General features: G+C 42.6%; 12 protein-coding genes. 10 read left to right on the top strand and 2 right to left on the bottom strand.

Annotation, left to right across the window (positions count from 1 at the left end):
• Positions 1 to 134: 134 nt before the first annotated feature.
• Together pepF and C3V36_11360 are read right to left on the bottom strand one after the other, a co-directional pair.
• Complete coding sequence (pepF, locus tag C3V36_11365; GenBank protein ID AVM69785.1) at positions 135 to 1,934, bottom strand: oligoendopeptidase F; 1,800 nt, start codon at positions 1,932 to 1,934, stop codon at positions 135 to 137.
• Between the two features lie 16 nt (positions 1,935 to 1,950).
• Positions 1,951 to 2,370: a hypothetical protein gene (locus C3V36_11360; protein ID AVM69784.1), complete on the bottom strand. Its 420-nt coding sequence runs from the start codon at positions 2,368 to 2,370 to the stop codon at positions 1,951 to 1,953.
• Between the two features lie 272 nt (positions 2,371 to 2,642).
• Between C3V36_11360 and C3V36_11355 the strand changes: the two genes are divergently transcribed.
• From C3V36_11355 to C3V36_11310, 10 genes are all read left to right on the top strand, one after another.
• The gene (locus C3V36_11355) at positions 2,643 to 4,433 is read left to right on the top strand and encodes a hypothetical protein (GenBank protein ID AVM69783.1); all 1,791 of its coding nucleotides are present in this window, start codon (positions 2,643 to 2,645) and stop codon (positions 4,431 to 4,433) included.
• Positions 4,411 to 5,154 (top strand): DNA-binding response regulator, encoded by a 744-nt coding sequence (locus tag C3V36_11350; protein ID AVM69782.1) that lies wholly within the window; start codon positions 4,411 to 4,413, stop codon positions 5,152 to 5,154. Before C3V36_11355 ends, C3V36_11350 begins: the two co-directional genes overlap by 23 nt.
• Before the next feature lie 339 nt (positions 5,155 to 5,493).
• Positions 5,494 to 6,879, top strand: coding sequence for a hypothetical protein (locus tag C3V36_11345; GenBank protein ID AVM69781.1), 1,386 nt, complete (start codon positions 5,494 to 5,496; stop codon positions 6,877 to 6,879).
• A 169-nt stretch (positions 6,880 to 7,048) separates the two neighbouring features.
• Entirely contained in the window at positions 7,049 to 7,969 is a 921-nt protein-coding gene (locus C3V36_11340; protein ID AVM69780.1) for a sugar ABC transporter permease, read from the top strand.
• Positions 7,959 to 8,786, top strand: coding sequence for a sugar ABC transporter ATP-binding protein (locus C3V36_11335; GenBank protein ID AVM69779.1), 828 nt, complete (start codon positions 7,959 to 7,961; stop codon positions 8,784 to 8,786). Before C3V36_11340 ends, C3V36_11335 begins: the two co-directional genes overlap by 11 nt.
• A gap of 79 nt (positions 8,787 to 8,865) precedes the next feature.
• Positions 8,866 to 9,621 (top strand): sugar isomerase, encoded by a 756-nt coding sequence (locus tag C3V36_11330; protein ID AVM69778.1) that lies wholly within the window; start codon positions 8,866 to 8,868, stop codon positions 9,619 to 9,621.
• A 38-nt stretch (positions 9,622 to 9,659) separates the two neighbouring features.
• Positions 9,660 to 10,439, top strand: coding sequence for a hypothetical protein (locus C3V36_11325; protein ID AVM69777.1), 780 nt, complete (start codon positions 9,660 to 9,662; stop codon positions 10,437 to 10,439).
• 3 nt (positions 10,440 to 10,442) lie between these two features.
• Positions 10,443 to 11,522, top strand: coding sequence for a hypothetical protein (locus C3V36_11320; protein ID AVM69776.1), 1,080 nt, complete (start codon positions 10,443 to 10,445; stop codon positions 11,520 to 11,522).
• An 11-nt stretch (positions 11,523 to 11,533) separates the two neighbouring features.
• On the top strand, positions 11,534 to 12,565 hold the full coding sequence (locus tag C3V36_11315; protein AVM69775.1) for a hypothetical protein: 1,032 nt from the start codon (positions 11,534 to 11,536) through the stop codon (positions 12,563 to 12,565).
• Between the two features lie 246 nt (positions 12,566 to 12,811).
• Positions 12,812 to 13,465 carry a phosphoglycolate phosphatase gene (locus C3V36_11310; protein AVM69774.1) on the top strand — a complete coding sequence of 218 codons (654 nt, stop codon included), beginning with the start codon at positions 12,812 to 12,814 and terminating at the stop codon, positions 13,463 to 13,465.
• Positions 13,466 to 13,480: the final 15 nt, after the last annotated feature.

Raw genomic sequence — 13,480 nt, 5'->3', positions numbered from 1 at the left:
AGATATTATCGTTGCAAAATTAATAGTTAAGCTTGGTGATATATATAAAACCCCGGTATAAGAATAAATTTTCTTAGTATCGGGGTTTTTAATGTTTTTACTTGCAATTCAGCAATCCCGAATGGGGAAAAGCCTTATTTTTCGAGCTTTTTGGTCAGACGCTCCATTTCGTCGATCAGCAAGCCGATATAAGCAATCGTGTCCCTTAGCGGAGCATCGGTTGAGATATCAACGCCGGCCATTTGCGCCAGTTCGCTGAAAGTCTTGCTGCCGCCCATTGATAGGGCTTTCAGCCAATTTTCGGCGACTTCCGGCTGATCCAGGATTTTGCGTGCTACCTGCGTGCCGATGGTTAAACCGGCGGAATAGGTGTAAGAATATAAGCCCATATAATAATGGGGCTGGCGCATCCAGGTCAGTTCCGCGCCCGGCGTCAACTCAACACTGTCACCCCAGAAGTCGGACAGCACCTTTTTATAAATAGAGTTTAAGGTATCAGCCTGAACCGAGCCGCCCTGGTCGATAATTTTATAAACTTCCCGCTGATAAGCCGCTTCCAGCAAATGAGTAACAAAGTTATGATAATAGGTTTTGGAAATCATCTGCGACAGCACCCAGCGCTTCATTCTGTCGTCTTTGGCGTGTTTGAGCAGATAGTTTTCCATAATAATTTCATTGGTGGTCGAGGGCGACTCAACGAAATAAAGCGAACACTCGGCGTTTAAAATATTTTGATGCGAGTTGGCCAATTGAAAATGACCGGCATGGCCCAACTCATGCGCCAATGTCATGACTTCATTCATTTTTTGATTAAAGCTGAGCAGGATAAAGGATGTATGGCCGTAGGGGCTGGCGCAGAAAGCGCCGGTGCTTTTGCCCTGATTTTCGGCGTAGTCAATCCAGCGGTCGTCAAAAGCGGCCCGCAGCATTTTATTATAATCGCTTCCCAGTACCGATAAGCCGTTTAAAATGTATTCCTTCGCCTGACTGTAAGTTATGTTCGGAGCGTAGCTGGGGTCTAAATCAATCTTTAAATCGGCATAGGTCATTTTTTTCAGGCCATGCGCTTTTTGCAGAAGCCCGGCATAGCGGCGCATATGGGGCGCTAATTCCGCCATAATCACATCAATTTGCCGGTCATACAGCTCACGGCTGACTTCCTGTTTATCCAGCAGATAATCAAACACGCTGTCATAGCCGCGGAGCGTGGCCAGCGTCTTTTCCTTTCTGACCTGAGCATTATAAAGGCCGGCAGTGGTATGCTGATATTTAGCTAAACCCTTGGAAAAACGGCGGAACGCCTTGCGCCGCAGTTTTGTATCCGGCTCCAATTCCAAATGTCCCTCGAAAGTATTGTAGGTCAGGGGGTAAACCTTGCCCTTATATTCAATATCCTTAAAGTGAATATCACCGAACTTAACCGTATCATACATTTGATAAGGAACCGACAGAGCCGTGCCCAGCCCGCTGATAGCAGCTTCGGCGTCCTTGCTTAAAATATGGGCTTTTTTCTTTAAAAGCCGGCTTAAATAAAGGCCATGTTCTGCGTCTTTGGCTGCCTCCGTCAAGGTTTCCTCGGTCTGGCCTAAAATCTCGGTTTCAATAAAACTCAGCTGCGCTTCGATTTCCGCTAAAAAGCTGCCGGTTTTTTGATACTGAGCAATTTGTTCGCTATTGGTTTGATCGACAGATAAGCCCAGTTCTGCGTAATGGGCAATGTCGGAAATCTGCTTTAAGATTGCCCGGTATTCGCCAAGGCAGGCGTTAATCGTGACCGGATTGGACAGCCAGCTCTCATAGCGGTGCTTAAAATCAGTGACCGTATTTTTCAAATTGCTTTTTGCCTCTTCAAAGGCCTGCGTACTGGCATAAAGAACAGATAAATCCCAAGTCTGCTCAATGGGTGTTTCTTTGCGGGTTAAAATTTTTTTCATGGTTTTCCTCCTAATTTTACATTCCTTTTTCTTTTGCCCAGATTGGTTCATAGCCGGCTTCCCAAATCGGAAAGTTTTCCTTTTTCAAAAAAAGATAATTCTGACCATGCATAGAAAGCTGAAGCTCTTTTTTCGCGGTAAGCTCGCCGAAAGCCTGAAAGCTTCCAAAGTCAAGGTTATACTTATTTTTATTCATGCGCGTGGCGATGCCGGAAAAATGTTCGCCCGTTACTGGCGAATAAAAATTAATCTGAAGCGCATCGTTAAAACTAATGTTGTATAGTCCGTTGGCCGGGCTGAAAAGTTCCCCCTGATAAGTGCCTTTCAAAGGAAATTCGCCAAGATGATCGAGATAAAAAGAAACAACAAAAATACTGATAATCACGATACCGGCGGCGGTAATGGTTGCCCAAAAGGCATAATCTAATTTGCGCATACGTTTCTCCCTTCTGAAATGGTGGTCAGCGGGATTATACAATAATGACAGTCATTACAAGAATAAGTATATCATATTTAGCTGGTTTTTGCAAAAATATCTTTTTTGAAGGGAGCAGAAGCCATATAGAAAAAGAAACCGCTGGTAAGTGCGGGGGAAAACCGGAAGGAAACAAATAATCAGACTGGAATCGGTTTTAAATATGTTGTATAATAATGGCGGTAGAAAAAGATACCTATGCGGAGCGATGAGTAAAGTATCGTGGTTTTTGAATGAGTGGGCTGAACTTCCAATTTTGCGTATGGGAAAGGAGTGCTACCATGAAATGCAGATATAGGGCGTCATTAATACAGAAGTTTAGATTCAATTTGCCATACTGGGGTAAGCTTGCAGTACTATTCTGCCTTTTGCTTACAATTGCTTTTACTGCAGTGGCGCTCATAGTCGGATCGAATATTTATCGGCATATGAATCAAAGTATACAGAGCCAATCGGTTCTTGCCGTCGAATATCTCAGTTATGCGGTTAATCAGTTTTTTGATAGTGTGAAGGAACTCACTCTGTTACCGCTTTATGACAAAAAGGTATTGGAGGCAATGGAAAAGCACACAGGCAGTGAAAACTCCATGTTCGGCTTCGAGGACAGATATCTGCTCACAAGTTATATCAATAGTTTCAGTTACGATAAACGAGTAATCAACAACGTATCGTTATATCTTATGGACGGGAATTATATCTCTTACAAAGGATTTATGTATAAATGGAAAGACAATGGGGAAGAATGGATCAGACTGTGCAATTCCGATCCCAGACGCACCTTTATTATATCATCCGACGGCTCCATAGTAGTATGCCGTGCGATTGAAAAGCCGCTAAAAGGCACACTGCTCGGATATTTGTTTATTTCGTTAAAAAGCGATGCCGTTCCTGCGCTGCTCGCGGAAATAAAGCTTCCCGCCGATACAATCGTATATATTTTTAATGATTTGGGTGAATGTATTTATCCATTTGATGTGGATGTGAGTATGAAACAGCTTACGGATAAAGCAGACAAACATTACTATTACAGAATACTTAATTCCGGAAATACCAGATTGAGCGTAGCGGTTCAAATGTCTACGGAGGCTCTTAATGCGGAAGCTCGTGCACTGTATATAAAGCTTATCAATGTTCTTATCATTTCGCTCGTAGTAGCGTGGCTGCTTATTATAATGCTCTCTCGCAGGCTTACTAAGCCGATCCTGAACCTTAAAGAAAAAATGGAACTGGTGGGTAAGGGGAGGTTTGATACGCGAATGATGGTTCGTTCCGGTGATGAAATAGGGCAATTAGAAGCAATGTTTAACAGCATGACACAAAGTGTTGAAACACTCATACATGAGGTATATGAAGCTTCTATTGCCAGCCGTGAAGCGCAAATTTCCGCGCTTCAAAGCCAAATAAACCCTCATTTTCTTTACAACACGCTTGAAACGATAAATATGATGGCTGTCGCGGCAGGTAATTATGGTATCTCTGAAGTTGTGAGCAATCTCGGACAGATGATGCGCTATTGTGTGAGCAATGAAAAACATTTTGCGGCACTTAAAGATGAACTTGGCTTTCTGCGGGCATACCATGATATTCAAAGGCTTCGTCATAGTAACCTTAATCGTCTTGATATCAACTGTCCTGACGAATATATGCATATTGAGGTACCTAAGCTTCTTTTGCAGCCTTTCGAAGAAAATGTTGTCCAGCATGCCTTAGGTGACAGTGAGGTAGATATTCTTTTGCATGTGGTTACTAAGGGCAGCGACCTGATAATAACGATAGAAAATAACGGACTGCCGTTTACCAAACAGAGCAAAGAACAGTTGAAGCGGCGTCTGCATGAAGCGAAAAACATGCAGCATTCCGACAACGGTAAAGGTTATGGACTGGCAAATGTTCATAGACGGCTGGGACTTATATTCGGTGACGGATACGGCATTGAGCTTGATGACAGCTGTGTAAACGGCGCCAGATTTATTATTCGGCTTAATATGAAGGAGAGAAAAGATGTACGGAGTGATGGTGGTTGAAGATGAAAAAATTATCCGAACAGGGATAGTAAGTATTGTTGAACGGTTTGGTGATGGGCTGTATGTGAAATACGAATGTGCAAATGGCTATGAGGCTTGGGAAAAGTTTCAGATAGAGCCGCCGGATATTGTCATAACGGATATTGTTATGCATAAGGGGATGACAGGGCTTGAATTGATTGAGAAAATACGCGAATCCGGCAGTAATGTTGCCATTATAATATTAAGCGGATATTCGGAATTTAGCTATGCTCAAACAGCAATGCGTTACAATGTTCAAGAATATATGTTGAAGCCTGTGAATGTCAAGCAATTTGCTTTAGTATTGGAAAAAATAAAGGCAGAGCTTGATGCGGCCGAAGGCACGAAGGAAAACGGTTCACAGACTGTCATAGGAAAAAATAAAATCATATGCAAAGTGAAAGAGTATATAAGAGCCAATCTTGACCATGATCTGAGCTTGCCGACAGTTGCGGCCAAGGTCAATATAAGTGTCAACTATCTCTCGATGCTGTTTAAAAATGAAACCCATCAAAAATATTCCGATTATATTACAAACCTGCGTATAGAAAAGGCAAAGCATCTATTGTCAAATTCCGATTTCAAGATATATGAAATTGCGGAGTTGTGCGGTTATAACAGTACCAAGCATTTTATAGACGTATTCAAAAAAACAATGGGAGTGACACCGCTGCAGTATAAGAACAGGGGCTCGGCCTGACAATACGATACCGATTTAAATTAAAGAGGAGCATTGCAAGATTCTTCATTTTGCAGTGTTCTTTTTTGCGTGTACGAGGCGAAGGTGGATTTGAAACTAACCTGAATTCTAATTTTAATTTTTATAAATCGTAAAATATCGGAATTTTTTGTTTTATATTTCATTGTCACGGCAAGTGTAATTGATGTATACTAAATATAAACAAAAAAACAGCGAAAATAATCGGTTTTATGGTCTTATTCACTATGTTGTTTATGGTTTCATTTATTTTCTTCGTGTATTTAACGGTTTGTTTATTGCGACCGTACCATAACATAAAAATTTAAAAGGAGGAAAATTATGAAAAAGGTTTTAGCAACACTGCTTACAATGGTTATGATGCTTACGCTGTCATCATGCGGTCAAACATCAGCGCCAACAAAGGAACCCACAAAGGAACCGACTACAAAGGAACCGACTACAAAGGAACCGACTACAAAGGAATCAACGGCAAAGGAATCGACGGCACAGGAATCATCTGACTCAAAACTTTCGGGACAGACAGTAAGTATGGTTATATGGGGCAATGACAGCCGAAAGGCTTCTTATGACAAGCTGTTCGCTGCCTTTACCGAAAAAACAGGTATAAAGGTTGAAATCACTCTCGTTCCCCTTGAGGAAATAGTGACCAAGACATCAGCTCAGATTGTTGCCGGTCAATCTTATGATATGGTGTGGATGAGCGAAGCAATGCTTCCTCAATTTATTACAACCGGTAATCTTGAGGATATCAGCGATATTATGAATGACAAAGATTATGACTTCTCCGATCTTTCTCAATCCGTTTGTGCAAACTATATTATGGACGGCAAACTTTATGCTGTTCCATTCACCTCAAGTCCTCGGGTATGGTTTTACAACAAAGACCTTATTGCACAGGCAGGTCTTGAAGATCCCTATGAACTTGCCGCCAAAGGTGAGTGGACCTATGAAAAGCTGATTGAAATGAGTAAAAAAATCAGTGCGCTCAATGACAGCACATACGGTTTTTCCATTTGGAATTATCAGTCGCCAAATGACTGGAATATTCTTTTGGATTGGACTTGGAGCAATGGGGCATCTTTCTTCAATGAAAATATGAGCGCCTGTACCATTAATACGCCGGAAGGCATTGCTGCACTTGATATGTATAAGCAGTGCATTGAAAGCGGTCTGACACCGACTCCGGATTCTTCGGTTGATTTTGCCTCAGGGCAGCTGGGCTTCACCAGAAATACAATATCCCTTAAGGGAACTCTTGGTGATGTCAACTTTAACTGGGATATCATCCCGAATCCGAGCGGTTCCGATAAGAACGCACCGGTTGCTGTTGGTGTTGCGGCGTATGTGGTTCCAAAGGGAGCTCTTCACAAAGAAGCTGCTATGGAAGCTATCAAATATATCACAAGCAAAGAAATGATGAGCAGTGACTTTTTGATAAGCAGTTTCAGTCCTTTGCGGGCCTCGATTCTTAATTCTGAAAGATATCTGGATCAGGGCGGCAGGCCTTCTTCAGAAGCTCTTAAATTAGCCATTCTCAAACCAATGTCCGGCAGCACGCGGCTTTATCCGACCTGCGACTTCTATGATGAAGCGGACCTGAAAACCAAAGAAATTCTTTCAGCTTGGTATGCCGGTGCCTATGCCGATACAGCGGCTATGGTTGCCGATATGGAAGCACAACTTAACCCGATTTTAAATCAATAAGGGGATGTAATCATCAAAAGGATTTCTTATCTGTATCGCGGGCAGCAAATAGTTTTGTTCCACATCATAATGTATAGTTTAAAGTAATTTGTATGCACTTGTGTATTTAATGGGGTGCAGCTAATGCACCCCATTTTACACATAAAATAAAGGAGGCTGAACTCCTGAGATGAGATTAAAAAAAGAAACAAAAATCAAAAAGAAGACGAGTACACTTGAACGACGTGATTATATTTACGGTTTTATCTTTATTCTGCCTATGCTCATCGGCTTTATTATATTTGTGCTGGCGCCGATTATGACAACATTCTACTTGAGCCTATGTAAGTTTTCTTTGCTTCGTGGCCGTGTCTGGTGCGGACTTGAGAATTACATAAAAATATTTACGTCGGATAAAATTTTTATAGACTCGGTTTTAAATACACTTGAATTTACAGTTTTACTTATACCGACAAACCTTGTCTTGTGTCTGGCAGTTGCCATATTGCTTTATCGGAACATAAAAGGAATCGGTTTTTTCCGTACCATGATTTTTACCCCATACGTTACCAATATAGTATCATGGGCACTTATCTGGAAATTTATGCTGCAGAACGATGGCGGATTTATCAACATGGTATTGAATATGTTCGGTCTTGAAGGGACAAATTGGCTGTACACCGGAAGCCTTGCTATTCCGATTGTTGTGCTGGTGACACTGTTAAAAGGCTTTGGCATGAATACGATTATCTTTATCGGAGCACTTCAGGAAGTTCCGGATATGTACTATGAGGCGGCGGCGATTGATGGCGCTACCAAATGGCAGCAATTTAGGAAAATTACTCTGCCGATGATATCTCCGACAATTTTTCTGATTATTATTATTACTATGATAGGCTCGTTAAAAGTTTTTTCACAGGTTAAAGTTCTGACTAACGGAGGTCCGGGAACAGCAAGTTACGTGATGGTATATTACATTTATCAGAAGGCATTTAAAATGAATGAATTCGGGTACGGTTCCGCCTTATCGGTAATTCTTTTTATCGCTATACTGGGGCTGACGCTGCTTCAGTGGAATCTGAGAAAGAAGTGGGTACATTATGAGAACTAAAAAAGCGCTGCGAATAAAATATATAATAATGACTATCGTATCGTTGATTGTGATTCTTCCATATCTTTGGATGTTATCCACTTCGCTCAAGACACCGTCAAAAATCTTTGTCTCTCCGCCGCAGTGGATACCTGATCCGGTACGTTTTGAGAACTTTATTGACCTTTTCACAAACGGCAGTTATGGACTTTATCTCTGGAACAGTTTTAAAGTTGCTTTCCTTACAACAGTCGGTACGGTTATTGTTTCCACACTGGCAGGCTATGCACTGGCCAAAATAAAGTTTCCGGGAAGAAATTTCTTTTTTATTCTCTTTCTCTCGGCAATGATGCTGCCCGTGGAGGTTATTACGATACCTACCTTTCTGGGACTTGCCAAGTTTAATCTTACAAACTCGCACTTTGCACTGATTGTACCGCAGATTTTCGGTATGGGAGGAGCTTTCGGCGTATTTATGATGAGACAGTACTTCATCACTGTGCCGAATGAACTTGTGGATGCAGGCAAGATAGACGGCTGTGACCAGTTCGGAATTTTTATAAAGATAATTCTGCCGATGGCATCATCCACGATAGCATCGTTGGTGATATACACCTTTTTTAATTCGTGGAATGATTATTTTCTGCCGCTTATATACCTTTCCGACTCGAAAAAATATACATCTACACTTGCGCTGTCGCTCTTTGCCGATGAGGTTGGAGTGAGCTGGAACCTTGTTATGGCGGCTTCGCTGATCAGTACTTTGCCTCTTTTGATAGTTTTTTTCGGCGCACAGAAAAAGTTTATCGAAAGTATGGCTATGTCCGGCATAAAGTAAAGATACTCGCGGCATTCGTCAGGGGACGCAATGGCTCACTGCTTGCGGGAGAATAATTTTAAAAAAGGAGAATAAGCGTATGATTGACAATTCCAATGGCTACCTGCCACTTATTATCAAACTGTTAAACAAAATTGAAGAGGAACAGACAGGCAATATCCGTGCTGCCGCCAAGCTGATGGCGGATGCTATCGAAGCCGACAGACTTATAAATGTTTATGGCGGCGGCGGACATACTACACTTCCTGTAGGCGAAATGTTTTTCCGGGCCGGCGGGCTTTGCAACATCAATCCGTGCATGGAAACGGGACTTTCGGTATTTAATCAGGCGCAGAAATATCTCTCTCTTGAAAGATGCGTTAATTATGGCCGTGCGATTATGGATTATTACAATTTGCAAAAAGAGGATGTTTTGATAATTTTCCATAATATCGGGACAAATGCCGCAACGATAGATGCAGCCATGGAGGCCAAAGAGAGAGGGGCGAAGATAATAGCCGTATCTTCCTCCGAATGGCAGGAAAAAATTCCGGCTGACTATGAGTTGCGCCATCCTTCCCGCAAAAATTTGTTTGATTTGGCCGATGTCTGTATTGACGATTACAATCCGCTTGGCGATACCGTCGTAAAACTTGACGGCTTTGATACACCGATAGGTCCTATTTCCAATATGACGGACTTTTACATAGCCCACAGACTTGAAATTGAGTGTGCCAAAGAATGTCTGACCAGAGGCGTTGAACCTCCGTTCTGGCGCAGTGCAAATGTTCCGGGCGGTGATGAATTTAACAGGAAAAATCTGGACAAATACAGCCCGAGAATTAAGATGCTGTAAAGTCAGACAGACACATATTATACGAGGAGATGATATAAATGGACAGCAAATTTATTCCCTATCTTACAGAACTTGCCGCGAAATATAGTGCAGCAGAGGATTTAAAGGCAGAGCTTGAAGAGGGCGCCGTAAAAATAACCTGCAATAAAGGCTCTTTTCGATTTTTTTATAATTTTGTAGAAACTCCGGAGAGGGATGGATTCCGCAACATTCCTCTCTATCACTGGACGGCAAAGCGCCGTTATGTTGAAATGCGTGGTATGCTTGACAACAAACTTGTGGAAGTGCCGGTCGGCATGCGTGTTCATCATGTAGTATCTCATGATGGTTTCACCTGCACTCTAAAGGATATCATTGTCTTTGAGTCAAGTCTTACCGAGTTTATTCTTCGTCAGAAGATAGACCGCGTGTTCGCTGATTTCAGTGGTGAGGCATATACAAATTGCATCATGTCGACAGACGGAAATGTTAAGGTCAGCATGGAGCTTGGTTTCATTCCTGATGGCAGTGAGCCTGTACTGTTACATGAAGTGGTGTGCAAAACCGGTATTGCTTCCGATGTTGCGGTAGATACTCAAACGATGCAATACCCCATCTATGTGTTCAAAGGGAAAGAAACGCTGGTATACAACAATATAGACAATGAACTTTATGACCTTGATAATACTCAGGCTGACTGCATACGTTTCATTCTAAATGTGCTGTCAGAACCGGCAAGAATTGACGAGCTCGAAAAAAGCTACAGACATATTGAAAAAATATATGAGGCTGCACTCAAATCCAATGAGAGTACAAGCTATATCGTTTTGGAGGGCTGAAAAATGAGACAGGTTAATTTGGCTATTTCTTCTCTTACTCATGCGCATGTGCGCAAGTATTACGCGACGCTTAATGATAATAAAAAAATCAACTGGGTGGCGGTATCTGCGGCCGATGAAACTGCTGCCGCGAACTTTAAAACCTACGGCTATGATATTCCGATGTACATGTCTACCGAAGAAATGCTTAAGGCGCACCCCGAGATCGACGGTGTTATCATTGCCAGTGAGAATTATAGGCACTTTGCAGACATGGAGCTGTGCTGCAAATACCGCAAGAACATTTTGTCAATGAAAATACCGACTTTCGATCTGGATGAATATGACCGGATGATAAAGCTGGTAGACGATGCCGGCGTAATCTGTCAGGTTGAACTTGAAATGCACTATAATCCATCTTGCAGAAAAACGCTGGAGTTGGTGCAAAGCGGTATGATAGGGGATGTAATCTCGTTTAACGCTACCAACATCACGCTTTCTCCTGTCTGGGCATTTCCCTGGCAAGGGGATCCGGAGATTTCATACGGAAAACGGATTCCGCTTAAGCCCGGTGATGCGCGCTGCCGCGGCGGAGCGTTAAGCGACCACCCGCACATATTCGATATGCTCCGCTGGGTTACGAAAAGCGATTATGATTATGTGTTTTCAGATGTTGCCAATAATATCCGAGATATTCAGGAGGAGGATGTGCTGTATGTGACCGGCCGAATGAAAAACGGCTGTAAATTCATGCTTGACCCTTCATGGAGCAGACTTGAGGAAAAAATTCCTCTTCCCGGTCCCGGCTGGGAGGTATTCCCGAAGCGGATGGAGGTCAATTTTTCCATTGTCGGGACGGAGGGCGTGATTCAGGCGGACTGTTTCGGTCCGAATGTTTATTTTAACGGTGGTCCTAACAACCGTTACACCGTACAATATACCTATTTTGATGAATGGATTGGTTTGATGGACGAGTTTCACGACTGTATCATTCATCACAGGCAGCCAAAAATCAATCTGAAATGGCATCGTCAGACGGTGGAGGCAATGGTTCGCTGCTATGAGTCGATCGCTTGCGGCAAGCCTGTATACATGAACAAATAAGGAGAAGCAATATGGCTATAAAACATACCGCTGTCAGCTATTATGGGTTTAATTATGTGGAACATGCGGAACAAGATTTTAAGGAAATGATCGATCACGGCTGCGATACGGTTATTCTTGCAATTACCGAATTTGACATGGATTTTTGGATGCCAAACATAAATGCCATAGTCAAAAAAGCTCATGAGTTAGGTCTGCGTGTTATCGCAGACACTTGGGGCATAGGCAAATATTTTGGTGGTGAACAGGTATCTTTATTTTTACAGAATAATATTCATCATCGTCAGGTATCGGCATATACCGGCGAGATATTGAATGCCGTCTGTTTTAATACCAACTCATTTCGTGACTATTTTATGAGGTTATGCATGAAACTTGCCAAAGATACCGAAGTTGACGGCTTTTTTTGGGACGAGCCTCATTATGCGTATCCGAAATCTTACGCTTCCATCACAGGCGGTGCGGGTGATGACTGGTCCTGCCGCTGTCCGGAGTGCATGAAAAAGTTTGATAACTATTACGGTTATGAAATGCCGAAGTTTATGAATGATGATGTTAAGCAATTTCGCTGGCGAGAAGCGCTGGAGACGCTGGCGATGGTTTCCAAAGCACTAAAGGAGTATAATCCTAAGCTGGAAATTACCTGCTGTGTCCATGCCACATTAAACAGTTACTATGTTACCGAACTGCGTGGCTACGATAACTGGGATATGGTGGCTGCCTGCCCGTACTTTGATGTATTTTCTACTACTATTATCAACTGGTCGCTGCCGGAAAGCTTTTTTAGGGAAATCACGGAACGGACGGTTGCTATGGCTAAGAAGTACGGAAAACAGTCGGAGCGCTGGCTTATGGGCTACCATAAACGTCCCGACAATTTTGAGCAGATAGATAAGACGGTCGATCTTTACGAAGCCTTAGGTGTTGACAGATTGGCTACATGGACTTACCGCGGCGGCTACGGTACGAGTGTAGCTGCTAAAGATCCTATTGAATTATGGGATAATATCGGCAGAAATTATAGGCGTGTACTGAAAAGGTAAAAAAATGCAACGAAGGCTAAGACCATAAATAAAAACACTTTATTGTCGGCCTGTTGCTTTCAAGCGAAAAGGATGGATATCGCTGCTTTCGGCGGTATCTGTCCTTTTTATTATGGCTGCTATTTCAACTTTCTTATGTTTGGCAGAACAGTCTTATTTGCTTTGCTGCTTGTAAAAGTTTTCATAGCCAATAAAGAGGAAGTATGATATCATGAAAAATAAAAATATAATCAGGAAAGGAATTGTATGAAATACCAACATATTTTATTTGACTTAGACGGTACGCTGACGGATTCGGCGGAAGGGATTACCAAATCAACCGCATACGCATTGCAGCATTTTAATATTGAGGTGGATGATCTAAAAAGCCTGGAAAAGTTTATCGGGCCGAAATTGCAGGACTCTTTTATGGAATTCTATGATTTTACCGAAGAACAGGCGGAGCGGGCGGCGGAGCTCTTTCAGGAGCGGTTCGCCCGAATCGGCAAGTTTGAAAATAAGCTGTATCCCGGGATGGAGGAGCTTTTGCAAAAGCTGACAGCCAGCGGCCGAAAGCTTTATGTGGCGACTTCCAAGCCGGTACTTTTTTCGAAAGAAATTTTGGATTATTTTTCAATCAGCCAGTATTTTGAGGATGTTTCCGGGGCGGAACTGGACGGCAGCAAAAGCCATAAAGAGGAAGTGATTGCCCGTATTTTGGAGCAAAATGAGATTGAGCCGTCCGACGGGGTGATTATGGTCGGCGACCGTAAGTTTGATGTCGTCGGTGCCAAAGCCAATCAAATTCCGGTGGTGGGTGTCCTTTACGGCTTTGGCGACCGGGAGGAGTTGACAGCAAGCGGAGCAGACCGGCTGGCCGCGGATTTGGCGGAGTTAGTTCAAATATTGCTTAGCGAGTAAAAAATCTGAATCATA

It is taken from the genome of Lachnospiraceae bacterium oral taxon 500, from assembly GCA_002999035.1.
In the GTDB taxonomy this organism is placed as follows: Bacteria; Bacillota; Clostridia; order Lachnospirales; family Vallitaleaceae; genus W11650.
This window is presented reverse-complemented; position numbering and strand designations above follow the sequence as displayed.